Raw genomic sequence first — 26792 nt, 5'->3', positions numbered from 1 at the left:
AGGCAAGACGCAATGCTGGGTGACTTGGGAACGCTTCAAACGCCGTCGCGACGTTCTGAGTTCATTATTGATAGTGTGACGCTTGATCGGGTCAAGGTTGCCGTGGGTGATACAACGCTTGTGATCCCGAAAGGCACTTTTGAAGCAGTACTGGACTATTTGCACCTCAACCACCACCACGCGGGCAATTTGTGTGCGATCAAGTCTGATAACAGCCTCGCGGACGATGTCCAGGTGAGGCGGGTCTTGGCCTCGACAAAACCTCAGCCCCCGGAAAGCTGAAACCGATAACCCACCCCATACAACGACTCGATGGGCGTTTCCCCAGGGCATGCCTGCTCCAGCTTACGCCGCAGGTTACGGATATGGCTGTCCACCGTGCGGTCGGTGACCACACGGTGGTCGGAGTAGATGTTGTCGAGCAGTTGGTCACGGGAAAACACCCGCCCGGCGGAACGTGCAAAGGTGCTGAGCAAGCGCAGTTCCAGCGGCGTGAGGTCCAGTTCGATACCGTCGAGTGACGCACGGTATTGCGCTTCGTCGATCAGCAGGCGCGGCGGTGTGCTGGTCAGCAGTTGCGGGCCGCGACGCAGGATAGCCTTGACTCGCGCTACCACCTCGCGCGGGCTGAACGGCTTGCAGATGTAGTCGTCGGCGCCCAGGTCCAGGCCCTGCAGGCGGTCCACCTCTTCGACTCGGGCGGTGATCATGATGATCGGTACGGCGCTGAACCCGCGCAGGTCCTGGCACACTTGCATACCGTCGCGCCCGGGTAGCATCAGGTCGAGCAAGATCAGGCGCGGTGCCTGGGCGCGCACGCTCGGCACCACCTGCAAGCCGTTGTCCAGGCACCGCGTCGGGTAGCCCGCGGCGACCAGGTAATCGCGCATCAGTGCGGCCAGCTTCGGTTCGTCTTCGACGATCAGGATCGGGCTTTCGTCGCTCATGAGTCAGGTATTCCGTGGCAGGCGCAGGGTCAGCCAAAGACCGCCGAGGGGGGAGTGAGCGGCGCTGAGGCTGCCGCCGTGGGCGAGGGCGATGCTGTGACAAATCGCCAGCCCCAGGCCGGCCCCGCCACTGGCGCGGTTGCGCGACGATTCACCGCGATAGAAACGCTCGAACAGGCGCGGCAGTTGTTCGGCTGAAACGCCTGGGCCGGAGTCTAGAACGTCAATGCACACGTGGGTGCGATCCAGGCCGGCGCGGATGCGTATGAGCCCCTGCGGGTCGGTGTAGCGCACGGCGTTTTCCAGCAGGTTGGAAAACAATTGCTGCAAGCGATTGGCGTCGGCCAGCAGTTCCAGGGGCTGGGATGGCAAGTCCAGTTCGATGCGCAGGTGCTGGGCGTGCAAGCGCTCCTGGAACATCGCCACACTGTTGCGCAGCAGCGGCTCCAGTGCGCAAGCGCTCTTGCGATAGGTCAGTGCGCCCACATCCGCCAGGGACAGTTCATACAGATCATCCACCAACTTGCTGAGCATGCCGACCTCACCTTGCAAGGACTTCATCGAGCCTGGGTCCAGGGTGCGCACGCCATCCTCGATGGCCTCCAGCTCGCCGCGCAACACCGACAGCGGGGTACGCAATTCGTGGGACACATCGGCCATGAACTCACGACGCATCTGTTCATTGCGCTCCAGGGTATAGGCGAGCTGATTGAAGTCCCGGGCCAATTGGCCCACTTCGTCATTGGAGGCCACCGCCACGCGGCCGCTGTAGTCGCCGCTGGCCAGGCGATGGGTCGCTGCGGCCACCCGTTTGACCGGCTCTAACAACGTGCGGGCGATCCACCAGGCAATCAGCATCGCCAGTAGCAGCGAAAAGGCGCCCATCACCAGGCTGGTGCGTAACTGGTATTGCTGGAACCGTTCGCCGCCGGCCTCGGTCACGCTCTGGAACGGGGTCACGGCCAGCCAGCCGACGGTTTCATCGGCCACCACGATCGGGCGCAACAAGGCGTCGTTGCCGATATCCGGGTAGCCGTTCACGCGTTTTTTGTGTTTATCCAGCAATGCAATGCGAAACAGCGCGCCCGTCAGGTCCGAGGCCATGGGGGTACGCAAGTCGTTCTTCGCCGGATCTTCGCCGAGTTCGGGCCGCATAATGTCAAACCAGCGGTCCGGCTGGTTGCGCAGGAACTCCCAATTCCCCTCACGCGCATAGGCACTGGCCAGGCGTGGCAGCACGGGTGCCATGCGGTCCAGCGCCTGCTCATTGAGATACCCGAGAAAGCCGCGCCCAAAACTCCAGCTCGTCGCCAAGCCCATGCTCAGGATGACCAGCAGCACACCGGCCAGTACCGCGATAAACAGCTTGGTGGAGATACTCAACTTCATGCAGGTGGGCCGTTAAGAATGGATGGACCATTTAGGCCCTGGCGACGGAAAGATTCAACCCGGTCGGGCAATCTTCAATTTTCCTGCACATTTGCCTCGCAGGATGGCGCTGACTCAAGCCATTCCGTCTTGCAGAGGCAGCTATGTCCACGAAAATAATCGCCAAATTCCTGGTAACCGCCGCGGTTTTCCTGTCGTTGATCATTCTGGTCATGTTGGGTGGCTGCTCCGGTGGCGAGCCGGCGCCTGAAGCGGTCACCCCCAAAGTCTCGGTGATCAGCATAAAGCCCCAGAGCCAGGTGCTGACCACTGAGTTGGCGGGGCGCACCCAGGCGTTCATGGTGGCGCAGATCCGTCCGCAGGTGGGCGGCATCGTCCAGCGGCGACTGTTTGTCGAGGGCGCGGATGTCAAGGTCGGGCAGGCCCTGTACCAATTGGATGCGGCGTCCTATACCGCCGCGCTGGCGCAGTCCCAGGCGAGCCTGGCCAAGGCTCGCGCCACGCTTAAATCGGCGCAGAGCACCGCCAGGCGCGACGCGGAACTGGTGAAGATCAATGCCATCAGCCAGCAGGATAACGAGGACGCCCAGGCGACCTTGCTGACGGCTGCCGCCGATGTGCAAGTCGCCGAGGCGGAAGTCGAAACTGCCCGGATCAACCTGGCGTACACACGTATTACCTCGCCGGTCAGCGGGCGCATCGAAACGTCCACCGTGACCCCTGGCGCGCTGGTGGTGGCCAATCAGGACAGTGCATTGACCACGGTGCAGCAACTCGATCCGATCTATGTGGACGTTACCCAATCGACCACGCAATTGCTGCGGCTCAAGCGGGACCTGGCCAGCGGCGTGTTGCAGTCCAACGGTGACGGCCAGGCGCGGGTCAGCCTGAAGCTGGACGATGGCAGCACTTACAACCAGCAAGGGCGGCTCAAGGTCAGCGGCGTCAGTGTCAACGAGGGGACGGGCACCGTCACCCTGCGCGCGGAGTTCGCCAATCCAGACCACCTGCTGCTACCGGGCATGTATGTCCGCGCGGTGCTGGAGCAGGCCCGCAATGACCAGGCCATTCTGGTTCCGCAAAAAGCAGTGACCCGCAGCGCCAGCGGTGTGACCACGGCGCTACTGGTGGTCGACGGCAAGGTGGAACAACGTCAGCTGAGCATTGATCGCGCGGTGGGCAATCAATGGTGGGTCACGGCAGGCCTCAAGGCGGGTGACCAGTTGATTGTCGAAGGCGGACAAAAAGTCCGTGCCGGTGCCGCAGTCCAGGCGCAGGACGCCAGCGCGCAAGCGGCCACGCCACCCACCCCTGTGAAGGAGGGTTAAGCGTGGCGCACTTTTTTATTGATCGACCGATTTTCGCCTGGGTCATCGCCATCGTGATCATGCTCGGTGGCAGCCTCTCCATCAGCCAGTTGCCGTTGGAGCAATACCCGGACATCGCGCCACCCACGGTGAAGATTTCCGCGACCTACACCGGGGCCTCGGCCAAGACCGTGGAAGACTCGGTGACCCAGGTCATCGAACAGCAGATGAAAGGCCTGGATAACCTGACCTACATGTCGGCCACCAGCAGTTCGGCGGGCAGTGCCAGCATCAGTTTGACGTTCACCGCCGGCACCGACCCGGATGTCGCCCAAATGCAGGTACAGAACAAGCTGCAACAAGCCGAGTCGAGACTGCCGCAATCGGTACAAAGCGAAGGCCTGACCGTGACCAAGGGCGGCTCGGACTTCCTGATGATTGTCGCCCTGGCATCGGATGACCCCAGCGTGACCGGCACCCAGATCGGCGACTACATTTCCACCACCTTGCTGGACTCCATCAGCCGCATAGACGGGGTCGGCGATGTGCAGACATTGGGGGCAGGCTATGCCATGCGTATCTGGCTGGACCCGGCCCTGTTGGAAAAGTACGCGCTGATGCCTTCGGACGTCAGCAGTGCCCTGGAGGCGCAGAACACCGAAGTCTCCGCCGGGCAACTGGGGGCATTGCCGGCGATCAAGGGGCAGCAGTTGAACGCCACGATCAGCGCCCGCAGCAAACTGCAGACCGTCGAAGCGTTCCGTGATGTGGTGGTCAAGTCCAGCAGCGACGGTGCCGTGGTGTTGCTGGGCGATATCGCGACCCTGGAACTGGGCAGCGAAAGCTACGACATCAGCACCGCCCTCAACGGCAAGCCCGCGGCGGCCATGGGGGTGCAACTGGCGGCAGGCGCGAATGCGCTGAACGTCGGCAAGGCGGTCAAGGCCAAGCTCAAGGAGATGGAGCCGTTCTACCCGACTGAAATGCAGCTTAAAAACGTGATTGCCTACGACACCACGCCGTTTGTCAGCCTGTCCATCGAGGAAGTGGTCAAGGCCTTGGGCGAGGCCATCGTGCTGGTGGTGTTGATCATGTTCCTGTTCCTGCAAAACCTGCGCGCGACGCTGATCCCGGCGATTACCGTGCCGGTGGTGTTGCTGGGCACGTTCGGCGTGTTGGCGATGTTTGGCTATTCGATCAACACCTTGACGATGTTTGCCATGGTCCTGGCGATTGGCTTGCTGGTGGACGACGCCATTGTGGTGGTGGAAAACGTAGAGCGGCTGATGGGGGAGGGGCTATCGCCTGTGGCGGCCACGCGTCAATCGATGCGCGAAATCAGCGGCGCACTGGTCGGCATCACGCTGGTGCTGAGCGCGGTGTTTATCCCCATGGCGTTTTTCGGCGGTTCCACCGGGATTATCTATCGGCAGTTTTCGGTGACCATTGTCTCGGCCATGGTTCTCTCGGTGTTGGTGGCGATGACGCTGACCCCCGCGCTGTGCGCTTCGTTGCTCAAAACCCACGATGGCCAGGGGCATGCGGCCCAGCGCGGGTTCTTCGGCGGGTTCAACCGCACCTTTGAACGTGCCAGCGCCGCTTACGAGCGTTGGGTGGGTGTGGTGTTGCGGCGTTGGGTGCGCAGCCTGCTGCTCTATGGCGGGGTGCTGGTGGTCATGGCGGTGGGCTACATGAGCCTGGCCACGTCGTTTCTGCCGGACGAAGACCAAGGGATCCTCCTGGCACAGATCCAGTTGCCGGTCGGCGCGACGGACAGCCGCACCCAGGCGGTGATCAAGCAGTTCGAGGACTACATCCTCAAACAGCCCGAAGTCGAAGCGATGATCAGCATCAGCGGGCTGGGCATGGGGGGGAACAGCCAGAACACCGCGCGCGCGTTTATCCGCCTCAAGGACTGGGACGAACGCGGTGGGCCCGGCCAGGGGGCGGCGGCCATTGCCCAACGGGCGACCCTGGCACTGGCCAGCATCGGGGATGCCGACGCGTTCGTCATGCAACCGCCGACGGTACGCGGCCTGGGCCAAAGCTCGGGGTTCGACCTGCAACTCAAGGACCTCGCTGGCCTGGGGCACGATGCGCTGGTGGCGGCCCGCGAACAGTTTCTTGAGCTGGCCAGAAAGGATCCACGTTTGCTCGGGGTTCGCAGCAACGGACTGGACGATGCGCCGCAGCTCAAGGTCAGCATCGACGACCGCAAGGCCGGTGCCCTGAGCCTGAGTACCAGCGACATCAACACCACCTTGTCGACGGCGTTGGGCGGTACTTATGTGAATGACTTTCTCAACCAGGGCCGGGTGAAAAAAGTCTACGTACAGGGCCAGGCATCCGCACGCATGCAGGCCGCGGACCTTGATCATTGGTTCGTGCGCAACAGCAACAATGAAATGGTGCCGTTCTCATCGTTTGCCAGCAGCAGCTGGAGTTACGGCTCACCCTTGCTGGAACGCTACAACGGTAACGCCTCCCTGGAAATCGTCGGTGACCCCGCGCCAGGGGGGAGCTCCGGCGACGCGATGGACGCGGTGGAAGCCATTGTCCGGCAATTGCCCCAGGGCATCGGCTACGAATGGACCGGGCAGTCCTATCAGTTGCGGCTATCCGGCTCCCAGGCCCCGCTGCTCTATGCCCTCTCCGTATTGTTTGTGTTCCTGTGCCTGGCCGCACTCTACGAGAGTTGGTCGGTGCCGTTCTCGGTGATTCTGGTGGTGCCCCTGGGGGTGATTGGCGCCGTGTTGGCGACCCGCGTCGCGGGGTTGAGCAACGACGTGTATTTCCAGGTGGGGCTGTTGACCACCGTGGGCCTGGCGGCGAAAAACGCGATCCTGATCGTTGAGTTCGCCAAGCACCTGCAAGAGCAGGGCAACAGCCTGATCGACGCGACGCTGATCGCGGTGCGCCAGCGCCTGCGGCCGATCCTGATGACGTCCCTGGCCTTCATGTTCGGCGTGTTGCCGCTGGCCTTGAGTACCGGCGCAGGCTCCGCCGGACGTCAGGCCATCGGTACCGGCGTACTGGGCGGGATGTTCAGCGCCACGGTGCTGGGGATCTTCTTTGTACCGCTGTTTTTTGTGCTGATCCGCCGCCGTTTCGGCCGCGAGCGCAGTGCTCGTCAATCTGCCCCGACAGGTGATGCATGATCAAGTCACATTGGCCTTTGCTGGCCGCCATGGTCCTGGGCGGCTGCGTCAACCTGGCGCCCCAGTATGAGCGGCCTGAAGCGCCCGTCTCCGGGCAATGGCTGCCGGCGGCCAGCCTGCCGAAAGGGCAGGTGGGCGCCGACGTCAAATGGCAGCAGTTCTTCACCGACAGCCGCCTGGCGCAGTTGCAGGCGTTGGCGCTGGCCAATAACCGCGACTTGCGCCTGGCCAACCTGAACGTGGAGAAGGCCCAGGCGCAGTACCGCATCAAGCGCGCGGACCTGTTTCCCACCCTTGATGCGAGCGTCAGCGGCACCCATAGCCGTACGCCGGGGTCGTTGTCCAATACCGGCACGGCGGCCACCACTCACGATTACAGCGCGCAATTGGGGCTGAGCAGCTATGAACTGGACGTGTTTGGCCGGGTACGCAACCTTCGGGACGAGGCCCTGGAAGACTACCTGGCGCTGACGGAAACCCGGCGCAGCACGCAAATCAGCCTGGTGGCCGAAGTGGCCACCGCCTGGCTGACCCTGGCGGCCGACAACGAACGGCTGCTGCTGGCCCAGGAAACCCTGACCAGCCAGTTGGCCACCTACGACCTGACCCAGCGCAGCTATGCCCTGGGCGGCTCCTCCGCGCTGTCCGTGGCCCAAGCCCAGACCACGGTCGAGTCGGCGCGGGGCGATGTGGCGTCCTACGAGAGCCAGATTCTGCAGGACCGCAATGCCTTGCGCCTGTTGGTCGGCAGTGACGTGCCCGAGGCCCTGTTGCCGGGCACGCACTTGGAGTCAGCGGCCGTGCTGGTGCAGATACCCGCGGGCCTGCCTTCCAGCCTGCTGCAACAACGCCCGGATGTGCTGTCGGCCGAACACACCCTCAAGTCCGCCAATATCGATATCGGTGCGGCGCGCGCGGCGTTTTACCCCAGCATCAGCCTGACCGCCAATGCCGGCTCCTCCAGCGCGGCGTTGGCCGGCCTGTTCAAATCCGGCAGCGGTGCCTGGACCTTTGCCCCGAGCATCAGCGTGCCGATTTTTGACGCGGGCAGTAACCGCGCGACCCTGGACTCGGCCAAGGTCGAACGTGATATCCAGGTGCAGACCTACCAGCAAACCCTGCAGACCGCGTTCCGTGAAGTGGCCGACGCGCTGGCGGTGCGCAGCACCCTGGATCGCCGGATCGCCGCGCAACAGGCGCTGACCGACGCCAGCCGCAAAAGCTTCGAACTCTCCGATGCCCTCTATCGTGGCGGGTCGAAAAGCTACCTCGAAGCCCTGGATGCGCAACGCTCCCTCTACAGCGCACAGCAAGACCTGATCACCCTGCGCCTGACCGAGCAGAGCAACCGCATCACGCTCTACAAAGTGTTAGGCGGCGGCTGGAACTGAAGGCCCAGGCGAAAAGACTCTGCCGAATACACACATAACCGCAGCGATGGAACGGCTTGCGTGGATCAAATCGGGTGACTTCATTCATTGGGGAACAAACATGCGTGCCTTTCGTTTCACCTTAAGCCGTCGCGCCCAGGCACTGGCCTGCGCCTGCTTCATCACGCTGTCACCGCTGTGCCGTGCGGATTCCGACGAGGACCCATGGGAGGGGTTCAACCGATCGATCTTTGCATTCAATGACACGTTGGATACGTATGCACTCAAACCGCTCGCCCAAGGCTATCAATTCATCACCCCCCGTAGGGTCCAGGACGGTATTCATAACGTCTTCAACAATCTGGGGGAGGTGAAAAACCTGGCTAACAATGTACTTCAAGCCAAATTTCACAGTGCCGGCGTGGATACCAGTCGCTTTTTGCTCAACAGCACGCTGGGCCTGGTGGGGATGATCGACGTCGCGACGCCGATGGGGCTGCAACGCAGTGACCAAGACTTTGGCCAAACCCTGGGGCACTGGGGCGTCAACAGCGGCCCTTACCTGGTACTGCCATTCCTGGGGCCAAGCACGCTTCGCGATGCACCCGCGATCCTGCCCGATGCCTACGCCAACCCGGTCCGTTACATCGGCGACGTTCCGACGCGCAATAGCCTGTACGGCGTGAGTATGATCGACGGGCGTGCCCAATACCTGAAATCTGAAAAGCTCATCACTGGCGACAAATACAACTTTATCCGCAGTGTTTATCTGCAAAACCGAGCGTTCAAGATCCAGGGCGCAAACGTCAAGGATGACTTTTGAGCCGTGTGACGACCTACACGAGGTGACCTGCATGCGTTGCCTGGCCCGTCCACCCTGACCTCGGTGTGGATGGGCGGTGCCTGGGGTTACGCCGCGGTGGAGTTGGCGCGGGCGTCGCTGGCGGTCTCACGAAACAGCCGGGGCGACATGCCGAATGTCGACTTGAAGTGCCGGCTGAAGTGCGAGCTGCTGCCATAACCCCAGGCGTAGGCTATTTCGGTGAGGGAGCGATGGGCCTGCTCGTGGTTGCGCAGGTCTTCGGCGCAGCGGGACAACCGACGCTGCCAGATGTACTCGCTGACGCTGCACCCCAGTTCGTCCTGGAATGCCCGATGCAAACTGCGCACCGAACACTGCTCGGCGTTGGCAATGCGTTCGATGCTCAGGTCGCGGTCGGCCAGGTGGCGCTCAATGTAGGCCTTGAGGCGGTTCTGCTTGAAGAAGCGGAAGTCATGGTCGAGCTGCTTTTCATCTTGCTTGTTCTTCAGCGCATTGTTCAGCAGCCCGGCGATACTGTCGCCGATCAGCCCCGCCGACTGGCTGTTGAGCAAGGGGTATTGGTGGTAGGCGTCGCTGATCAAGTGCATCAGCATGCGCCCCAGCCCGTTGCGGCCGCTCAAGTGCATGTCGCCGGTCTGGGTCAGTTGCCCGGCAGCCCCCTGGAACAGCAGGATAAAGTGCTCGCAGCCCTGGGTACTGGTGACGCTGAAGGGTTTGCCGCAGTCGACCAGGAGCATCTCGTCCGGCGCGACGGCGCTGCTTTTCTGGCCTTGCTCGAAGTGACTGACACCGGCGATTTGCAATATCAGCATACGCGGGGTGTCGAGCACATCGAGCGCCTGGCTCAGGTGACGTGAATAGCGATGGGCACTGGCGGTCATGCGGCAGAAACGCAACTGGCCCAGGTCGCCGTATTCCAGTCGCCCCTGGAAATTACCGTTGTGCAGCGGGTCGATGTGGGTGGATTCCAGGCGCTTTATATACTCCGGCGTGCGGCCCAGATGATCGCTCATGAATTCTTTCCACTTCATCAGCCGATCGGAGCGCATGACCTGTTCGGTGGACACACAGGCTAGATTATTCATTGGTTTCGCCTTTTGTTTTTTGTTTTGGGCAGACGGGGCAGGGCTGGACCCTGCCCGATCCTCGCAGACGATCAGAACGGGTAGTGATGGCCCCCGGCTTGCCAGGTCACCCAATGGGCCCGGGTGAATTCATCCAAGGCATAGTGACCATTGAAGCGGCCAAGGCCGGAGTTCTTTTCGCCGCCGAACGGCGCATTGGGCTGATCATCGACCGTGATGTCGTTGATATGGGTCATGCCCGCCACGATGCCACGGGCAAAGCTCAGGCCGCGCGCCATGTCGCGGGTAAACACCGCACTGGACAGACCGTACTCGCTGGCGTTGGCCAACTCCAGGGCATGGGCCTGGTTTTGCGCGATCATCAACGGCAGCAACGGCCCGAAGGTTTCATCGCGAGCCAGGGCCTGGTCGGGGCCCACTTCGCCAAAGACATGGGCCGGCAGCACCAGCCCGCGCGCCTGGCCGCCACACAACTGCTTGAGACCGGCGCGCTCGGCGGCGGCGATCTTCCCCAGCAGACCGTCGAGCTGACTTTGGTTGACCACCGGCCCGATCACCGTATCGGCCTGGGCCGGGTCACCGGTCTTGAGATTGCGCACGCGCTCGACCACCAGCGCTGCGAAATCGGCATACAGCGAGCGATCCACAATGACCCGGTTGACGCTCATGCAAATCTGGCCCTGATGTAGGAAGCGCCCGACCACGGCGGCATGCGCCGCGATCTCGATGTCCGCATCCTCCAGCACCACCAGCGGCGCGTTGCCGCCCAGCTCCAGCGCCACCCGCTTGATGTGCTTGCCACCGGTGGCGATGCGTCCGACATTGCGTCCCACATCGGTGGAACCGGTGAAAGAGATCAGGCTCGGTATCGGGTGTTCGACGAAGGCATCGCCAATCTCCGAACCCGCGCCGACCACCACATTCAGCGAACCGGCCGGGAACCCGGCTTCTTCGAACAGGTGGGCAATCAGCAGGCCGCCGGTCACTGCCGTGTCGCTGGCCGGCTTGAGTACCACGGTATTGCCCAGCGCAAGTGCCGGCACCACGGAACGCATGCTCAGGTACAGCGGGAAGTTCCACGGGCTGATCACACCGACCACCCCCAGTGGTTCGCGAAACACGAAGCTCTGCTCACCAGGCTTGTAGCTGGTCAGGATCCGCCCCTCAACCTGCATCGGCAGGGTGGTGCACTCGCGAACCAGGTTGAGGGTGAACTGCCACTCCATGCCCGCCTTGATGCGGGTACTGCCGGACTCACGGATCAGCCAGTCGATGATTTCTTCGCGGCGGTTCTGGATGACCTGGGCGAGCTTTTCCAGCTGTGCGCCGCGCTCGGTCGGGTGCAGCGCGGCCCAGTCGGTCTGTGCGCGCTGGGCGGCCTGGTAGGCGTCATCCAGGTCGGCCACCGAGGCCAGGGGCATTTCCAGCAAGGGTTCGCCGTTGAAGGGGTTGCGGTCGTCCAGGCGTCGTGTCGAACCACCGGCGCGCCAGGTGCCGTTGATGTATTGGTCGCCGTTGATGGCGTAGGCCGCGAGTATTGGAGTTGTCATTGTCTTACCTTTGAGGCAGGTAGCCGCGTCGATTGAGGGTGGGTGAGGGCAGACCCTTTAGGTTGTGCGTATTCAGCTTCGGATCCAGGCGCGTCCCCAGGAGTTGAGGGTGTATTCCTCCTGCGGCCAGACGCCAGGCGGGCGCGTGGCTTCGGTGATCTCCAGCTCGGCCGAGAACTCCAGGCGGTTGCGATCGGCATCGACCACCATGAAGAACAGGTTGTTGCCTGGGCCATGTCGTCCCGGGCCGAAGAACAAGGTGATGCGTTCCTTGGCGAAGCGGTCGCCCCAGTCGCGAATGTCGTTCCATTCGTTGGTTTCGTAACAGTGGTGATCCCACTCGTTTTTCGATCCGCGGAAGAACGCCAGCGAATGGTGCTCATCGTCCGAACGCAGGAAGCAGGTGGTGAGCTGGCCGCTCTGCTCGTCGACGACGTTGTCCGAGACGGTGAAGCCCACCGTGTTGACGTAGAAGTCGATCATCGCTTCCAGCTCCGTGGTCTGGAACACCACGTGCTGCAGGCGGCCCGGCATGCCCTTGCGGTCGAGCGTGGACGCGCCGCGAGACACCCCAAATACGGTTTGTCGACCCTGGGGGTCACGGATTTGAAAGGCGCCCGCTTCCAGCAACGGCGAGTCGAGCGCCTCGACGTTACAACCGTTGCCGACCAGGCGCGTGCGCAGCTCGTTCAAGTGTGCTTGGCTGCCCAGGTCGTACGCCGCCGCGAGCAGGCCGCTATGGTCGGCGGGCGAGATCAGCATGGCCCGTTGAGGCCCCTGGAGCAGCCAGCTGCCGTCGGCTTGCGCCAGGCTGTCCATGTCCAGCAGGCGCCGATAGAAATCGACTTGCTGCTGGGGCGCTTTGCTCGCCAGGTGCAGGTAACACAGGCGTGCGGGAGTGGAAGTCTGCAAGGTTTGCATAAACACCTCTGGGGCTGATGGTTCAGGGGTAGACGGGCGCCATCGCCGGCTGATCCACGCGATGGTTCGTCAGGGTGATGCCGAACAACGACTGCAATGCGCCAGCGGCCTGGTCTTGTGTGGCCAGGTCGAAGATGGCGGCCACATAGCGATCCGGGCGCAGCAGCACAAACGTGTGGCTGTCGCCGAGCAGGTCCTTGAGCGCATCCTCGCGGTCGTGCAGCACGGTGCAGCCGGGCAGTGATGGCAGGGCCTGCACGTGCGCGGGCAGGATCAGGATGCGCTTGGCTTCCAGGTGGTCCCAAAGGCCGTGGCGCAGTTCATCCAGGCGCTGGCGAGCGGGGTCGCCATATTGGATCAGGGCAAAACCGGCACCGATGGTCGTGTCCAGCAGTTGTGTGTGGCCTTGGGCATCGGTCAGCAATGGCTGAGGAAACATTTGCCCGCAGGCCAGCTTCCCGGCCTTGCCTTCGGGCAATACCAGGCCTTTGGTAAAACGTGGTTTGGGCTTGAAGCGCATTTGCAGGAAATAATCGCGCAGCGGCGGCACCAGGCCGATTAACGCGAAGGCCGCGCTGATCAGGCGAGCCCGCAGCACGGTGGCCGGCGCCATGACCACGCCAAGGTTCAGGGCCAGCTTGATCAAGGCCCAGGCATGGTCGCGCCGCTCGCTTTCGTAGGACAGCAGGGCGGTTGCGGCCATTTGGCCCTTGAGCACAGCGATCAGCTTCCAGCCCAGATTGTGCGCGTCGCGAACGCCGCTGTTCATCCCTTGCCCGGCGTAGGGCGGGGTCAAGTGCGCGGCATCGCCGGCAAGAAATACGCGGCCGACCTGCCAACGCTCGGCGACGCGGGCATGAAAGGTGTAGACCGTCTTGCGCACGATAGACACCGGGGCATCGCCCTTGAACGGACGAAGCAGCGTGTGCAGGCATTCGGGGCTGAGCACCTGCGCATCGGTTTCGCCCGACTTGAGCTGGAACTCAAAGCGCCGAGTATGGTGCGGGCCGGGCACTTCCACCACCGGGCGTCGGGCATCGCAATACACGCGGGTCTGCCAGAAGGGGTCGTCGTCCTGGTCGGTGTCGACCACCAGCCAGCGTGAGGAAAAACTCGACCCTACCATCTCGATCCCCAGTTGCTTGCGCACCGGGCTGCGACCGCCGTCGCAGGCGATCAGGTAGCTGGCCTTGACGTCGAGCAGTTGGCCATCGGCATCCTTGATCAACGCGCGCACGCCGTGCTGGTCTTGAGTGAACTCGAGCAGTTCGTGATTGAAGCGCGCTGTCAGGTTGGCAAAACGTTCAAGGCCGACCTTCAGCGTGCTTTCGAACAGCGGCTGGCGAAACGCATTACGCTTGGGGAACCCATATAACCTGCCGGTGGGCTCGACCTTGCCAAAGCAACGGCCGCCTGCGCGGGTGAAGTAATGCACACCGTAGCCGGGCACGACGTCGCGTAACACGGCGTCATCCAGCCCGATCGCCTGCATGGTGCGCAAGGATTCATCATCGATCGAAACGGCGCGGGGTTCGGTCACGGTGCCGGGTTTGCGGTCGATGATCAGGGTGTCCACATTGGCCTGGCCGAGCAGGTTGGCCAGGGTCAGCCCGGTGGGGCCGGCGCCGACGATCAGGACTTGAGTGCTGAAGCTGTTGAGGGTTGTCATTGTTATTCCCTTCCAAAGGTTTCAGTCCGGCTGCGGCGGGCGATGGGTCAGCGCCGCCATGCGTTGCGACAGCGTCTGCGCGAGGGCCAGCATCTGTGCCCCTTGTTGCGCTTCCTGGGCGTTGTCACGCTGCTGGATCGGGCGCACGCAACTGATGCTGCCGACCACCTTGCCGTCGCTGTCGAAGATCGGCGCCGCCAGGCCGTAGACGCCGGGATCGATTTCCGCCGCGCTGGCGACATAGCCCTGGCGGCGCAGTTGCTGCAGCGAGCGGCGGAACTGTTCCCAGGTCTGGCCCAGGTGGCTGGCGCGCACTTCATCAGGGTTTTCCAGGAACAGTTGGTTGTGCTGGCGCGAGGTCATGTTGGCGAGGATCGCCTTCGACGTTGCGCCGAGGAACAGCGGCCTGGGTGAGCCCCGGGAGTAGCTGACCTCACTGAACAACTCGCCATGCTGGTGGATACACACCACCTGGTCCTTGAACAGCCGGCAGATCAGCCAGACCTGTTGTTCGCTCCAGCGTGGCAGGTCGTGTTCCAGCGACTGTGCGGCGCGCACCAGAGGGTCGCTCAGGCGCAGTTGGCGGTCCCAGGTGATAATCCGCGCGCCGAGTGCGTAGCGTCCGGCTTCGACCTGAAACAACAGGCTCGCCTCGGCCAGTTCGCGCACATAGCGATAGATGGTCGAGCGCGTATAGCCCAGTGCGGCGCCCATTTCGTCGACCGCCCAGATCGGGCTGGCTTCGGTGAATAAATCCAGTACCCGCAGCATGCGTTCAAGGCTCGAACCTTTGCTATCGACGTCCTGTTCGGACAGCTGTTCTGTTTCAGACAATGGCTGCATGGCTTACTGCTCGTCGGCGATGTTGTTGCGCAGAATGCCGATGCCGGCTATCTCGACTTCGACGGTATCGCCGGGCTTCATCCAGACCGCTGGTTCGCGGAAGGCGCCGACGCCGCCGGTGGTGCCGCTGACAATCACATCGCCGGGCGCCAGTTCGGTGAAGGTGGAGCAGTACTCGATCAACTGGCGCACACTGAAAATCATGTCGCTGGTGCAGGTGTGTTGCATCACTTCGCCGTTCAGGCGCGTGGTCAATTCCAGGTCCTGCGGGTCGCCGATCTCATCGCGCGTTACCAGCCAGGGGCCGAAGCCGCCGGTGTTGGGGAAATTCTTACCCGGCACGAACTGAATGGTGTGCTTCTGCCAGTCGCGGACGCTGCCATCGTTGTAGCAGGCATAACCGGCCACATAGTCCAATGCATCCGCTGCCTTGACGTGCCGCGCGGTTTTGCCGATGACCACCGCGAGCTCGCCTTCGAAGTCCAGTTTGTGCGAAGCCTTCGGACGAATGATCGGTTGCAGGTGCGCCACCTGGCTGTCGGCGAAGCGCGTGAAAATCATCGGATAGGTTGGCATGTCACGCCCGGTTTCACGCACGTGGGTGGCGTAGTTGATGCCGATGCACAGCACTTTGCCGGGGTTTGCGATCACTGGCAGGAACGTCACGTCCGCGATTGCGACGCGGGGCAATGACGCCAGCACGGCTGGGGTCAGTTCCCCGAGGCGATGGGCGGTGATGGCTTGCTTGAGGTCCGTGCCAACGGTGGGCTTGACCGATTCCAGGTCAATCAACTGGTCACCGTCGACCACACCGTAGGTCGTACGGCCGTGAACAATGAAGCTTGCGAGTTTCATGAAGTGTCCTCTCGTAAAGGGCAGCGGGAGATGGCGGCAATGGGGTTAATCTAGTCCTGCACATTTATCCTGTAAAGTGGGATTTATGCATAAATCCTGCAATATGAAATAAATGCGATTTTTTTGTTCGATCATCGGATCGAGGCCGGCAATGCCAGGCAGCCCGTGCCATTCCAGCAAGTGGATGGCCACGGGCGTGACGCGCGGAAGGGGGAACGCTGGGACGATTTAGCGCGGTGCCCAGCAGCCATGCAGTGACATGCGCAGGCGGAACGGGATTTTGATGCGTGCGATGGGGCCGGCGGCCATGGCGGAGGCGTCCAGCACCACCAGTTCGCTGCGGCCTTCGGCGATCAGGTTGAGCAGGCAGACCACGTAGCCATCGCCTTCCGCGGCGTCAGCGGAGCGTGGAATGAAAATGGGTTCCTGGAAGCAGCCGCTGTCACCGGGAAACCAGGCATCGGTGACACCGGTGGTGAGGTTGAGGTGAGCCAGCAGGTTAAAGAACTGGAACGGCATCGGCCCGTTCGACGGGTTGTAGGGGCGCTCTGGATCGAAGGCGAGCAGGAATCCATGTTCATATTTGCGCCCGATGTAGCGGTCATCACAGCGGGGAAACTCGCAGGGGTAGTCGGTCAGCGCCTGGGGTTGCAGTTCATCTTGCGCACTGTTGAGGTCGAACACCCAGCGCATCAGGCTGGCGGCCAGGGTTTCCGGTGGCGGTACAAAACCGTCCGCCTGGGGGAAGAAGTAAAAGATGTTGCCGCCGGTGACCGGCATGTCCAGATAGACTTTTCCGCCTTCGTCGAACGCATTCAGGGTGTGGCCCTGGAAGCCATCCTTGGGCCCTTTGAACCAGCGCACGTCGCGCGCGTGGCCGTGGCGGGGGACCACGGCAAACAGCTGGGGCAGCTCGGGCTGCCACTGGAAATGCTGGCCGCCGTTTTTCATGCGCTCGACGTCTACCGTCAGCGGGATCAGCGGGAACACCACATAATGTTCGGTGACCGCGAAGTCGTGGACCATCGCTGCATAGGGGGCCTGGAACCAGATTTCATGCAGCAGTTTTCCCTGCGGCGAAATCTCGAAATAGGCCATGTCGGGTGTGCCGTCGCCTTTGGCTTCGTAGCTGAAGGCCAGCAGGTTGCCGGTGACGGGGTCGAGCTTGGGGTGGGCAGTGAACGTTGCAGAGTTGATCTGCCCGTCGAAATTCCACTCGCCGAGGGTTTCCAGCGTCTGTGGGTCCAGGGCCCAGGGCATGGCATCTTCCTTGAGCGCCAGCAGGACGTTGTTGTGCGGGATCACCGAGGTGTTGGCGGTGGTGTTGTTTTTGGCCGCGAGCGGGTCGTTGGTGTAGACGTTGCGGTACACGCCGTTGAGCGAACGCCCTTCACGGCGTTGAGCGACCAGGCGATCGGTCAGCACATAGCGTCGACGCAGCGAGACCTTGCCGCCTTCAAAGTAAAAACCGCTGACCAGGGCATCGCCGTTGAAGAAAATATCGCTGCCGAGCATCGGCGGGTACTGCGGGTCCGGCGACACCTGATAAAAGGCGCCACGGATCGCCTCGGGGACGGCGCCTTCGATCTCAAGGTCATACACTTCACCCTCGACGCGGCTGGGTGCATACAGCGCCCCGGAAAATTCGGGGGTATTGGGGAATGGCGTATTCATTGCGTGATCTCATTGAGCTGTTTGGTTGACGTCGTTCAGGCGGATTGGGTTGCCAGGGCTTGCCCACAAGGCTTCACGCCTCGACGGAAACGGGCCACCACCAGGCACGAGATGATCAAGGCCAGCATATAAGCGCAGGCGGCGAGCCAACCCACCGCGCGAAAGTGCCCTTCGCCGACTACCAGCGCGGCGCCAAAGGGGCCAAGGCCCTGACCGACGAAAATCGCTGCGTTGCCAAGGCCGGCCAATCGACCGGAGGGGTCGAGTTCGGCGGCCATGGACAGCAGGTACGGCAAGCTGAAAAACCACACCATATGAATCAGGCAAGCCGTGGTGGCGAATGCCACGGTGCTGTCGCCGTAGACCATGATCAGGGTGGCCAGTAACGCAGTGCCGAAGCTCAACAGTTGCGGGAACAATAGCCCCAGACGCCGCCCGATCAGCCCGGAAAGGCCGGCACCGAGGGCGCCCGCCAGGATGCTGCCACCGAGGATGGCGCCGATCTGCTGGGGCTCCAGGCCCAGGCTTTTGCCGATGCGTTCCTGATACACCCACAGGGCGGAGTGCCCGAAGAACAGTAGCGCAAACAGCGCGATCAGCAGCATCGACGTCAGCCCGAACGGCCGGGCTGCGCCATGGGCGATGCGTTGGGCGTCCGGGTAGTGCCTGGGTATTCTCCAGCAACCCAGTGCGGCGAGCAGGCTGGTGATGGCCAGCAGGCAAAAGGCACCCTGTACGCCAAACCCCCGCAACAGCAGGGGCATGGAGGTGACCAGCAGCATGCCCCATAACAGGTTGCCGATATTGATCACCGCAAAGGTCGCATCTTTGGACCTGCGCAGTGCCGCGGTCGCATACACCACCGCCATGACCGCGCCACCGCTGGCGCCGCAGATGATTCTGAAGACCACCAGCCATGCCTGGCTGTGAAGCTGGGTGCTGACCAGGTTGCCAGCGGCCAGGATCAACAACGCTACCAGGGCAAAGCGGCGGCGGTCGACACGCGCCATCAACAGCGCACAGGCGCCGCAGGCGATGGCCATCGCGATCAGCTCGGCGGCGAAAATCGCGCCGATGGCATTGAGCGGCACACCCAGTTGATCAATCAACGCGCCGCCCAGAATCGGCTGGATCTGCAGCGTTCCCAGGGAAATGACCATCATCAGGCAGATAGCGCCCAGTGATTGCTTGCTATCGATGGAGTCGAGCGCATTCATCACACATCACCTCAGTCAGAACTTATGGACGTAGCGAACTTGCACGGCGTAATCGGTTTTGCTGCGGTTCTCTACGCCGGTTTCTTTATAGGTATTGAGCCAGAACGCCTTGTCCTCAGTGATCTTCCAGAACAGGCCAGGGCCAATGCCGAGGACTTTCTCGCGGGAATTACTCAAGCGGTCGCCGTTGACCTGGTCATCCGAAATCTGCCGGAAGTAATAGCCGTTGATCCCGATCGAGACCTTCGGGAACACCTCGTACGAGGCCGTAAAGTTGGCCCAGGCCGATTGCCCTGCTTGGGTGTCACGCACCGGTCGCCCTTCAAAGAACTGCGCCGAGCTGCTGGCTGGATCGTCGTTCTTGAAGTTGTACAGGTAATTCAGGCGCCAGCTCACTTCCCAGCGCGGTGCCGGCATCAAGGTCGCGGCCCAGTAGGGGTTGAAGGAGAAGTAGTTGGAGCCGGTATTCAAGTCCTTGTGTTTGTCGTACTTGCCGGTGGGCAGGATCGTATCGAAGGCCACGCGCTGCACAAACACCGGCCGGCCTTCGGCATTGACGATCGGATCGAACTGGATCTGCGGGCCGACCGTGACGTCGCCCAGGCCAACGCCGTTGTCCTTGAGTTTGGCGCCGTTGTCGCCAAAGTCGCCGTCCAGTGAGATCACGGGTACCAACAGGCTCCAACCCAGGTGCGCGCCGCCGCCGATGGTGTCGGGTGAGTAATAGCTGAATTGGTTGATCAAGCTGATGACATTGATCTTCGGGTTATCGAAGTTGCGGTTGTCCTTGCCGCCATTGTCACGAATGCTGCTGGTCGTACTGAATTTCAGATAGGTCTGATGCGTCAGCCCGGGTGGCCCGGCGAACCCGTCGTAGAAGCTGGTGCCGCCCAGGTTGATACCGCTGGGTTGGCTGACGGAGGGCGGAGGAGGGCCCTCGGCAGCATAGGTGGCAAGTGATACGAAGCTCAGAGCCAGGCACGCTGGCAAGGATGGTGTCAGTCTCATTGACGTCGCTCTATTATTGGAGTTGTGAGCTGGGGTAGCTTCCCCTGGCGCTTCAACTCTAATTCCTGAGCTTTTGCGTTACTTGTACACAGCGGTCAGAGTTGACTGAGAGCGTCATGTTGCCGGCGTTAGGCGCTTGAGCGGCAAGTTTGTGCAATCAGCCCACCCCTCGCGCCCCTAGACCTTGAAGCGCTCCACCAACCTTTCCAGTTCATGCCCCAGCCGCGCCAGCTCGTTACTCGACGCTGCGGTTTCTTCGCAGGTGTTGGCCGTCTGCTCGGAAATGTCGCGGACGTTGATCACGCTGCGATTGATCTCCTCGGTGACAGCGCTCTGCTGTTCGGCTGCCGTGGCAATCTGCTGGTTCATTGACTGAATGATCGAGACCTTGCCCGTGATGTTCTCCAGCGCATTGACCGCTCGATGGGTGCATTCCACGCTGCTTTCACTCAGCAGCAGGCTGCTTTCCATGCCGGAGGCCACGGCGTGGGTGCCGCTTTGGACGCCGGCGACCAGGGTTTCAATTTCTTCGGTGGAGCGCTGGGTGCGCAGGGCGAGGTTGCGGACCTCGTCCGCGACCACCGCAAACCCGCGACCAGCCTCTCCGGCGCGGGCCGCTTCGATGGCCGCGTTCAGCGCCAGCAGGTTGGTTTGCTGGGCCACGGCCTTGATCACATCCAGTACGCCGCCGATTTTGTCGCTTTGTTCCTGGAGATGGCGCACCGCGTCCGCCGACTGGTTGAGTTCTGCCGCCAATCGCTGGATTTGCGCGATGGCTTCGCCCACGATCCGTTCCCCTTCGCTGGCCTGCTGATCGGCGATGGATGCCGCCGCAGAAGCTTCTTCGGCATTGCGTGCGACGTTGTGCACGGTGGCGGTCATCTCGTTCATTGCCGTGGCCACATGATCCGTTTCGGCTTTCTGGTTGCTGATGCCGGAATTGGTGTGCTCGGTGACCGCCGACAGCTGCTCGGCCGCGCTGGCCACCTGGATAACACCGGAGCGAATGCCGTCGATCAGTTCGTGGAGGTTGAGCATCATCTTCTGAAGGCCTGATTGCAGCTGGCCCAGTTCGTCACGCCGGTTGACCTGCAGATGCTCGGTCAAATCACCCTGGGCAATGCGGTTCACCGCCCGGAGCGTGTGTTGCAGTGGGTTCACGATTTGACGGGTGATGACCCACGCAGCGAGGGCGCCCAGCAACAGCGCCAAGGCCGCGACGAGCCCCAGCAGGGTCTTGGTGGAAGCGGCGTCGGCATCGCGTTTGGCATTTTGCGATTGAATGAGTTTTTGCGTGGTATCGAGCAGCAGGTCACCCAACTGGCCCATCCGTTTAAACAACGACGCCTGGTCAATGCCGGGGGTGGACAGGTCGTGCAGCAGCCCTCCGTACGCGGTGACCGCATTTTCCTGCTGTTGGATCAGGTCGGCATCCAGTGGGTCAATGAACAGTGCCCGAATACTGTGCAGGTGGGCTGCGAGCTGATCCAGGGTTTGCTGCAACGGTTGATAGGCATTCGGTTGGGAGTTCGTACCGATGCGTAGACGAATGATTCGCAAGTCTTTGGTGTAATCGCTGACCTGCGCAATTTTTTCAACTTTCAGCCCACGGTCCGTCAACGTCACCACGGCGTACCAGCCGGTCGCGGCCAGTAACAACGCAAGCCCCAGTACCAGGCCGAACCCCCAACTTAATTTAGCACTGACTCGGATATTGCTGATCCAGCCGAACATATGGACTCCCGGTAGTAACGCAGGTTGATAAGTGAGTTCTGAGTGTCGACCTTGAATCGCAATGCTTTAGCGTGAGTGTGACGGCGACACTATTACTCCGGCTGGTTTTGAGCACTGCATGAAAAAATATCGAGAGGTGGAATGAAGGGCGGTAGTGCCACTGAAAGGTTAAAGCACCTTGTTTTTCGGGGGGGTGGAAAGATTGGCCAATTAACCAAGTGCGTTTTCAGAAGGCTCATAGTGTGATCTTGTGCTTTAGTCGAATATTCAGGAAGGCCAGGTTCTGGTGAGCCCGAATAGAGAGCGACAAGTTCCCGAAAGGGCCACGATCGTCATCATGAATTTAATGGTTGATGGCTTTTTTCAGGTAGGAAAACAGCTGGTCCTGGCAAGCCCTGTAGTGATTTTCAAGGTTCTCGACCTCCCACATGCGGGCGAGCCAGACCTCATCGCAGGCCTCTTCTAAATGGTTCACGGTTGTCATCCAACTGGTTTGGGCGTTCAGCGTCGCCTGCATTAATTGCAAGAACTCCTCATTAATGGGAAGGGTATTGGGTGTGGATTGTTTGAGGGGCATTAAAAGTACCAGGCAACAATTTTAATCAGGGTGGGGGTTTGTGCTGCCCACTATAAAACGCTGCTCGCAAAGGGCCATATTCGACGAATGGCTAACAAGTCGGGCACTCATAGTTGAATTTTTTAGGTGCGGGTATTCATCCGCTGGATAATATCGTTGTGGTGATAATCATTATTTGTTGCATTAAACCGATGATTCGATTCAGCCGATAAGTTGAGCCTTAAATAATCGCTCTTGAATGATCGGCTGCAACGCTATTGTTGTTGAGAGTGCAAACGCAATCAACGACCGTGGCGGTTTTCCAGGGCCGTAAATAACAACATGCCACCCAGCATGGCCACCATGAACACCAACGCTTGCCAATGCCCGGTCAGCAGGATGGCCACGGCCGGCCCAGGACAAATTCCGGCGATCCCCCAACCGATGCCAAATAACAGGCTGCCGCCGATCAGGCGCCGGTCCAACTCACGCTTGGCAGGGAACTGCATGGGCGCGCCCAGGAGCGAACGGGCGTGTCGGCGTGCCCAGGTCAGCGGGCCAATCGCGACGGCAATGGCGCCGCCCATGACCAGCGCCAGGGACGGGTCCCAGGCCCCAGCCAAATCCAGGAACGCGAGCACTTTGCTCGGGTTGGCCATGCCGGCCAGCAGCAGGCCCAGGCCGAACAGCAGGCCGGCGATGAATGCCGTGACTTTGAGCATGTTCAAACCCCCAGTAGATGACGCAGCACAAACACCGTCAGGAATCCGCTGGCCATGAAACAAACCGTGGCGACCATTGAGCGCGGCGAAAGGCGTGATAAGCCACACACCCCGTGGCCACTGGTGCAACCTGAGCCATACCGCGTACCAACCCCCACCAGCACACCGGCGACGATCAGCCCGAGCCCGCCGCTCTGGAACTCAATCGCCGGCAGCGCGGCAAACAAGCCCCATAGCAGCGGCGCGACCAGCAGGCCCAGCAGAAACAGCGCTTTTTCACTTACGCCTTCGCCACCGCGCTGCAGCAGGCTGCCGATCAGGCCGCTGATGCCGGCGATGCGGCCGTTGCCGACGGCGAACAGGCTGGCCGCCAGGCCAATCAATGCGCCGCCTGCCAGGGACGACCAGGGGGTGAAGTTGAGCCAGTCGACAGTCATGGGGTTTCTCCTGTGCACATCTTGGGGGACTGGCGCGGTTCAGGCGCGCCTGAAAGTCGCTCGTTCAGGTTCATGTATTAATCGCCTTGACCAGCAGGGCCACCGCCACCAGCATCGACACGACGGCAAACCCTCGTTGCAGGTGGGGCCCCGCCAACCGAGCCGCGATCAGGCGTCCGCCGGCCATGCCAGACAATGCGCCCAGAGAGAACGGCAGCGCAATTGCCCACTGCAAATGCCCGGCCGCCGAACTGGCCGCAACGCCGGAAATGGACACCAGCGCTATCACCGCCAGGGACGTTGCCAGCACCGACTGCGTGGTCAAATTCGTGTATCGCTGCAGCGCCGGTACCATCACAAAGCCGCCCCCCACGCCGAGCAGGCCCGACAGCCCGCCCGCGACTATGCCAGACACGGTGAGCGCCCAGGCGCACGGCGCCGTCCAGTTCAGCTTTCCGCGCTGGGGGTTCAATACGCAAGGCGGCGGCTTGGGCGCGACGGCGGTCTTCGAGGCCGGGGAGGGCGGCAACGAGCGTTTGAATACCCGGAACGCCACGTACATCAGCACGCAGGCAAACAGGACCGTTAACGGACGATTCGGTGTGTGTTGTGCCAACCAAAGGCCCAGGGGCGAACAGACGATCCCCGCGGCCGCGATCAACAACGCGGCCTTGTAGCGGACGGTGCCGTTCTTGAGGCCCATCACCGCGCCCAGGGTCGCGGCCAGCCCGACCGCCAGCAGGCCAATAGGCCCGGCCTCGGCCATGCTCAAGCCCGCCCCGAATACCAGTAACGGCACCGCGAGTATGCCGCCGCCGGCACCGGTCAGGGCCAGAATCACGCCCACCGTGAGCCCCAGCAGTAAGACGATGATCATCTGAGTGTCCTTGCCTTCTGCGCGGCATTCATTGGTCGGTCAACTCGGGTTTCGCCAGCCACTCCCGCCCCTTGAGCATGCCCTTCCAGTACAGCGGTGGAAGAATCCGCTCTTTGAGCAGCCAGGCCAGCCTGGAAGGTCGAGTGCCGTCGATCAGCCATGAGGGGAAGCTGGGGGCGACCTTGCCGCCGTAGGTGAACTCCGCCAATACAATCTTGCCGCGCGCCACCGTCAGCGGGCAGGAGCCGTAACCATCGTACTGGGCGATGCCGGTTGCCTTACCGAGTGCCGCCAACACGTTATGGGCCACCACCGGTGCCTGCTTGCGCGCGGCGGCGGCTGTCTTGGCGTTACTGGTGTTGGCTGCGTCGCCCAGGGCATGAATGTTGGCCCAGGTTTTATGGCGCAGCGTGGCGGGCTCGACATCTACCCAACCCGCCGCGTCTGCCAGGGGGCTGACCCGAATGAAATCCGGCGCGATCTGCGGCGGCACCACATGCAGCAAATCAAACTCGCGCGTCACCCGGCGAGCGCTGCCATCGGCGTGTACGCTGCTGAACGTGGCGGTGCGTGCCGGGCCATCGACGTGGGTGAGGGTATTGCCGAAATTCAGGTCGATCCCATACGCCGTGACATATTCCATCAACGCCGGCACATAGTCGGCCACCCCGAACAGCACCGCGCCGGCGCTGTGGAACTCGATGTCGACGGCATCCAGCACACCGCTGCGTTTCCAATGATCGGCCGACAAGTACATGGCTTTTTGCGGTGCCCCGGCACATTTGATCGGCATGGGCGGCTGCGTGAAAATCGCCCGGCCACCGCGCAAGTGTTGCACCTGTTCCCAGGTATAAGGCGCCAGGTGATACAGGTAATTGGAGGTCACGCCGTTGCGCCCCAGGGTCTCTGACAAGCCCTCGATGGCATGCCAATCGAGCTTCAGGCCGGGGCAGACGATCAGTTGCTCGTATTTGACCACCCGGCAGCCATCCAGAATGACCGCGTTTCTCTCGGGTTCGAAGGCCGCCACCGCGGCCTTGATCCAATGCACGCCGCGGGGCAGGGTGGCGCCCATGGTGTGGGCCGTTTGACGCGCATCGAACACACCGCCGCCGACCAGCGTCCAGCCAGGTTGGTAGTAATGCACATCGGCCGGGTCGACGATCGCGATGTCGAGCCCCGGCGCGCGGGCCAGCAGGCTGGAGGCGGTGGCGATACCCGCCGCGCCAGCGCCGATGATGACCACGGTGTGCTGCGCCTCAGCCACTTCGACCGGCGTGCGACCCTGGTTCGCAATCCGCCGAATCACGCCTTTCATGTCGAAGCCGGCTTTTTTGGCGCTTTCGACGATGTGCGGCAGGTCGTGCTGACCTGCTTGTGACAGCGCCCACATCGTGGTCGAGCGCATACCGGAGCGGCAATAGGCCAACACCGGCTTGGGCAGCGTTTCCAACAGTTGGCCGAAGGCAATCCCTTGCTCGTCGGTGACTTTGCCCGATTCGGCGGGTAGATAGTGCGCCTCGATGCCGACCGCGTCGGCGGCGCGTTTGATTTCGGCAAACAACGGTTGGTCAGCGCCCTCACCATCGGGGCGGTTGCACACGATGGCTCGAAAGCCGGCGGCTTTCAGTTCGGCCAGTTGGCTGGGGAAAATCTGTTCTGATACTGATAGAGCAGGTGCAAGGCTGCGGATATCCATACGTGTCTCCGTGATGGGGATTTTTCTTATGTGTTTTTTTGGGTAGGAAATGTCAGACGACGTTGAGGGGGATTTTCAGGTAGCGGGTACCGTTGGCTTCAGGCGCAGGCAAATGCCCGGCGCGTATGTTGACCTGGACTGAGGGCAGAATCAGGGTCGGCATGTCCAGCGCTGCATCGCGCTTGGTGCGCATCGCTACGAACGCCTCCTCGCTGATGCCATTACGCACATGCACGTTGAGTTCGCGCTGTTCGGCAACGGTGCTGACGAATTGCACCTCACGCCCGCCCGGCTGGTAGTCGTGGCACATGTACAGCAACGTCTGCGCGGGCAGGCTCAGGACTTTGTTGATGGACTGGAACAGCGTGCGCGCGTTACCGCCGGGGAAGTCACAGCGGGCGGTGCCGTAGTCGGGCATGAACAGGGTATCGCCGACAAACGCCGCCGTTTCGCTGCCATTGCTGATCAGGTAGGTCATGCAGGCCGGCGTATGGCCGGGGGTATGCAGCGTAGAGCAGTGCAGCGTGCCGATGCGGAACGTTTCCTCGTTGGCGAACAGGTGATCGAACTGGCTGCCGTCGCGGGGCATATCGCTGCCGGCATTGAACAGCGTGCCGAACACCTTTTGCACCGTCGAAATCTGGCTGCCGATGCCTATTTTTCCACCGAGCTTTTCCTTCAGGTAGGGCGCGGCGGTCAGGTGGTCGGCGTGGACGTGGGTCTCCAGAATCCACTCGACCTGCGCATTCAGCGCGTTCACCCGGGCTATCAGGCGGTCGGCAGAGGTGGTGGCGGTGTGGCCTGATTTGGGCTCGTAATCCAAAACGCTGTCGATGATCGCGCAGTGGCGGGTGGCTTCATCCAGCACCAGATAGCTGACGGTATGGGTAGCAGGATCGAAGAAGCCTTCGACGTGAAGTTTGGCGCGCATGAACGGTCTCCTTGAGGGGG

Annotated in this window: 23 protein-coding genes; 5 read left to right on the top strand and 18 right to left on the bottom strand. The window is 61.9% G+C overall.

Annotation, left to right across the window (positions count from 1 at the left end):
- Positions 1 to 12 precede the first annotated feature (12 nt).
- Positions 13 to 282 (top strand): hypothetical protein, encoded by a 270-nt coding sequence (locus ACODSV_RS07020; RefSeq protein ID WP_150055392.1) that lies wholly within the window; start codon positions 13 to 15, stop codon positions 280 to 282.
- Here ACODSV_RS07020 and ACODSV_RS07015 read toward each other — a convergent pair.
- Positions 264 to 947 carry a response regulator gene (locus tag ACODSV_RS07015; protein WP_024076450.1) on the bottom strand — a complete coding sequence of 228 codons (684 nt, stop codon included), beginning with the start codon at positions 945 to 947 and terminating at the stop codon, positions 264 to 266. The genes ACODSV_RS07020 and ACODSV_RS07015 overlap by 19 nt on opposite strands.
- A gap of 3 nt (positions 948 to 950) precedes the next feature.
- Complete coding sequence (gene baeS, locus ACODSV_RS07010; protein ID WP_150055391.1) at positions 951 to 2336, bottom strand: sensor histidine kinase efflux regulator BaeS; 1386 nt, start codon at positions 2334 to 2336, stop codon at positions 951 to 953.
- 143 nt (positions 2337 to 2479) lie between these two features.
- On the opposite strand from baeS, the gene ACODSV_RS07005 reads away from it, so the two are divergent.
- The 4 genes from ACODSV_RS07005 to ACODSV_RS06990 all read left to right on the top strand — a co-directional run bounded on the left by ACODSV_RS07005 (position 2480) and on the right by ACODSV_RS06990 (position 8994).
- Positions 2480 to 3664 (top strand): efflux RND transporter periplasmic adaptor subunit, encoded by a 1185-nt coding sequence (locus ACODSV_RS07005; protein ID WP_024076448.1) that lies wholly within the window; start codon positions 2480 to 2482, stop codon positions 3662 to 3664.
- Positions 3665 to 3666: 2 nt separating this feature from the next.
- Entirely contained in the window at positions 3667 to 6801 is a 3135-nt protein-coding gene (locus ACODSV_RS07000) for an efflux RND transporter permease subunit (protein WP_150055390.1), read from the top strand.
- Entirely contained in the window at positions 6798 to 8192 is a 1395-nt protein-coding gene (locus ACODSV_RS06995) for an efflux transporter outer membrane subunit (RefSeq protein ID WP_024076446.1), read from the top strand. Before ACODSV_RS07000 ends, ACODSV_RS06995 begins: the two co-directional genes overlap by 4 nt.
- A gap of 100 nt (positions 8193 to 8292) precedes the next feature.
- The gene (locus tag ACODSV_RS06990; protein WP_024076445.1) at positions 8293 to 8994 is read left to right on the top strand and encodes an MlaA family lipoprotein; all 702 of its coding nucleotides are present in this window, start codon (positions 8293 to 8295) and stop codon (positions 8992 to 8994) included.
- 86 nt (positions 8995 to 9080) lie between these two features.
- Here ACODSV_RS06990 and ACODSV_RS06985 read toward each other — a convergent pair whose 3' ends face one another.
- The 16 genes from ACODSV_RS06985 to ACODSV_RS06910 all read right to left on the bottom strand — a co-directional run bounded on the left by ACODSV_RS06985 (position 9081) and on the right by ACODSV_RS06910 (position 26772).
- Entirely contained in the window at positions 9081 to 10079 is a 999-nt protein-coding gene (locus tag ACODSV_RS06985) for a helix-turn-helix domain-containing protein (RefSeq protein ID WP_024076444.1), read from the bottom strand.
- 71 nt (positions 10080 to 10150) lie between these two features.
- The gene (locus ACODSV_RS06980; protein ID WP_150055389.1) at positions 10151 to 11629 is read right to left on the bottom strand and encodes an aldehyde dehydrogenase family protein; all 1479 of its coding nucleotides are present in this window, start codon (positions 11627 to 11629) and stop codon (positions 10151 to 10153) included.
- Between the two features lie 72 nt (positions 11630 to 11701).
- On the bottom strand, positions 11702 to 12550 hold the full coding sequence (locus ACODSV_RS06975) for a VOC family protein (protein WP_150055388.1): 849 nt from the start codon (positions 12548 to 12550) through the stop codon (positions 11702 to 11704).
- A gap of 22 nt (positions 12551 to 12572) precedes the next feature.
- Positions 12573 to 14219, bottom strand: a complete 1647-nt coding sequence (locus ACODSV_RS06970; protein ID WP_150055387.1) for a bifunctional 3-(3-hydroxy-phenyl)propionate/3-hydroxycinnamic acid hydroxylase — start codon at positions 14217 to 14219, stop codon at positions 12573 to 12575.
- Positions 14220 to 14240: 21 nt separating this feature from the next.
- Entirely contained in the window at positions 14241 to 15062 is an 822-nt protein-coding gene (locus ACODSV_RS06965) for an IclR family transcriptional regulator (RefSeq protein ID WP_024076440.1), read from the bottom strand.
- A 3-nt stretch (positions 15063 to 15065) separates the two neighbouring features.
- Complete coding sequence (locus ACODSV_RS06960) at positions 15066 to 15917, bottom strand: fumarylacetoacetate hydrolase family protein (RefSeq protein ID WP_024076439.1); 852 nt, start codon at positions 15915 to 15917, stop codon at positions 15066 to 15068.
- A 228-nt stretch (positions 15918 to 16145) separates the two neighbouring features.
- Positions 16146 to 17591 (bottom strand): carotenoid oxygenase family protein, encoded by a 1446-nt coding sequence (locus ACODSV_RS06955; RefSeq protein WP_150055386.1) that lies wholly within the window; start codon positions 17589 to 17591, stop codon positions 16146 to 16148.
- Between the two features lie 35 nt (positions 17592 to 17626).
- On the bottom strand, positions 17627 to 18808 hold the full coding sequence (locus ACODSV_RS06950; RefSeq protein WP_069076690.1) for an MFS transporter: 1182 nt from the start codon (positions 18806 to 18808) through the stop codon (positions 17627 to 17629).
- Between the two features lie 15 nt (positions 18809 to 18823).
- Positions 18824 to 19816 (bottom strand): SphA family protein, encoded by a 993-nt coding sequence (locus tag ACODSV_RS06945; protein WP_150055385.1) that lies wholly within the window; start codon positions 19814 to 19816, stop codon positions 18824 to 18826.
- 177 nt (positions 19817 to 19993) lie between these two features.
- Positions 19994 to 21550, bottom strand: a complete 1557-nt coding sequence (locus ACODSV_RS06940) for a methyl-accepting chemotaxis protein (protein ID WP_150055384.1) — start codon at positions 21548 to 21550, stop codon at positions 19994 to 19996.
- 343 nt (positions 21551 to 21893) lie between these two features.
- Positions 21894 to 22127, bottom strand: coding sequence for a hypothetical protein (locus ACODSV_RS06935; protein ID WP_024076434.1), 234 nt, complete (start codon positions 22125 to 22127; stop codon positions 21894 to 21896).
- A 281-nt stretch (positions 22128 to 22408) separates the two neighbouring features.
- Positions 22409 to 22828 (bottom strand): DUF6691 family protein, encoded by a 420-nt coding sequence (locus ACODSV_RS06930; protein ID WP_150055383.1) that lies wholly within the window; start codon positions 22826 to 22828, stop codon positions 22409 to 22411.
- A gap of 2 nt (positions 22829 to 22830) precedes the next feature.
- On the bottom strand, positions 22831 to 23265 hold the full coding sequence (locus ACODSV_RS06925) for a YeeE/YedE family protein (protein WP_024076432.1): 435 nt from the start codon (positions 23263 to 23265) through the stop codon (positions 22831 to 22833).
- Positions 23266 to 23335: 70 nt separating this feature from the next.
- The gene (locus ACODSV_RS06920; protein ID WP_150055382.1) at positions 23336 to 24142 is read right to left on the bottom strand and encodes a sulfite exporter TauE/SafE family protein; all 807 of its coding nucleotides are present in this window, start codon (positions 24140 to 24142) and stop codon (positions 23336 to 23338) included.
- A gap of 28 nt (positions 24143 to 24170) precedes the next feature.
- A complete protein-coding gene (locus tag ACODSV_RS06915; RefSeq protein ID WP_150055381.1) occupies positions 24171 to 25841 on the bottom strand; it encodes a bifunctional protein tyrosine phosphatase family protein/NAD(P)/FAD-dependent oxidoreductase in 1671 nt (556 codons plus the stop codon).
- Positions 25842 to 25893: 52 nt separating this feature from the next.
- The gene (locus ACODSV_RS06910; RefSeq protein WP_150055380.1) at positions 25894 to 26772 is read right to left on the bottom strand and encodes an MBL fold metallo-hydrolase; all 879 of its coding nucleotides are present in this window, start codon (positions 26770 to 26772) and stop codon (positions 25894 to 25896) included.
- Positions 26773 to 26792: the final 20 nt, after the last annotated feature.

The sequence above is a fragment of the Pseudomonas sp. FG86 genome, from assembly GCF_057808775.1.
The sequence above is the reverse complement of the archived record's forward strand: the minus strand, read 5'-3'. Positions and strand labels throughout refer to the sequence as shown.

Bases quoted from the DNA above. Each gene is read 5' to 3' on its own strand.
- ACODSV_RS07020 (WP_150055392.1), top strand. From the start codon at position 13: ATGCTGGGTGACTTGGGAACGCTTCAAACGCCGTCGCGACGTTCTGAG.
- ACODSV_RS06920 (WP_150055382.1), bottom strand. From the start codon at position 24,142: ATGATCATCGTCTTACTGCTGGGGCTCACGGTGGGCGTGATTCTGGCC.
- ACODSV_RS06985 (WP_024076444.1), bottom strand. From the start codon at position 10,079: ATGAATAATCTAGCCTGTGTGTCCACCGAACAGGTCATGCGCTCCGAT.
- ACODSV_RS06935 (WP_024076434.1), bottom strand. From the start codon at position 22,127: ATGCCCCTCAAACAATCCACACCCAATACCCTTCCCATTAATGAGGAG.
- ACODSV_RS06970 (WP_150055387.1), bottom strand. From the start codon at position 14,219: ATGACAACCCTCAACAGCTTCAGCACTCAAGTCCTGATCGTCGGCGCC.
- ACODSV_RS06995 (WP_024076446.1), top strand. From the start codon at position 6,798: ATGATCAAGTCACATTGGCCTTTGCTGGCCGCCATGGTCCTGGGCGGC.
- ACODSV_RS06980 (WP_150055389.1), bottom strand. From the start codon at position 11,629: ATGACAACTCCAATACTCGCGGCCTACGCCATCAACGGCGACCAATAC.
- baeS (WP_150055391.1), bottom strand. From the start codon at position 2,336: ATGAAGTTGAGTATCTCCACCAAGCTGTTTATCGCGGTACTGGCCGGT.
- ACODSV_RS06975 (WP_150055388.1), bottom strand. From the start codon at position 12,550: ATGCAAACCTTGCAGACTTCCACTCCCGCACGCCTGTGTTACCTGCAC.
- ACODSV_RS06945 (WP_150055385.1), bottom strand. From the start codon at position 19,816: ATGAGACTGACACCATCCTTGCCAGCGTGCCTGGCTCTGAGCTTCGTA.
- ACODSV_RS06950 (WP_069076690.1), bottom strand. From the start codon at position 18,808: ATGAATGCGCTCGACTCCATCGATAGCAAGCAATCACTGGGCGCTATC.
- ACODSV_RS07015 (WP_024076450.1), bottom strand. From the start codon at position 947: ATGAGCGACGAAAGCCCGATCCTGATCGTCGAAGACGAACCGAAGCTG.
- ACODSV_RS06915 (WP_150055381.1), bottom strand. From the start codon at position 25,841: ATGGATATCCGCAGCCTTGCACCTGCTCTATCAGTATCAGAACAGATT.
- ACODSV_RS06940 (WP_150055384.1), bottom strand. From the start codon at position 21,550: ATGTTCGGCTGGATCAGCAATATCCGAGTCAGTGCTAAATTAAGTTGG.
- ACODSV_RS06965 (WP_024076440.1), bottom strand. From the start codon at position 15,062: ATGCAGCCATTGTCTGAAACAGAACAGCTGTCCGAACAGGACGTCGAT.
- ACODSV_RS06960 (WP_024076439.1), bottom strand. From the start codon at position 15,917: ATGAAACTCGCAAGCTTCATTGTTCACGGCCGTACGACCTACGGTGTG.
- ACODSV_RS06955 (WP_150055386.1), bottom strand. From the start codon at position 17,591: ATGAATACGCCATTCCCCAATACCCCCGAATTTTCCGGGGCGCTGTAT.
- ACODSV_RS07005 (WP_024076448.1), top strand. From the start codon at position 2,480: ATGTCCACGAAAATAATCGCCAAATTCCTGGTAACCGCCGCGGTTTTC.
- ACODSV_RS06925 (WP_024076432.1), bottom strand. From the start codon at position 23,265: ATGACTGTCGACTGGCTCAACTTCACCCCCTGGTCGTCCCTGGCAGGC.
- ACODSV_RS06930 (WP_150055383.1), bottom strand. From the start codon at position 22,828: ATGCTCAAAGTCACGGCATTCATCGCCGGCCTGCTGTTCGGCCTGGGC.
- ACODSV_RS06910 (WP_150055380.1), bottom strand. From the start codon at position 26,772: ATGCGCGCCAAACTTCACGTCGAAGGCTTCTTCGATCCTGCTACCCAT.
- ACODSV_RS06990 (WP_024076445.1), top strand. From the start codon at position 8,293: ATGCGTGCCTTTCGTTTCACCTTAAGCCGTCGCGCCCAGGCACTGGCC.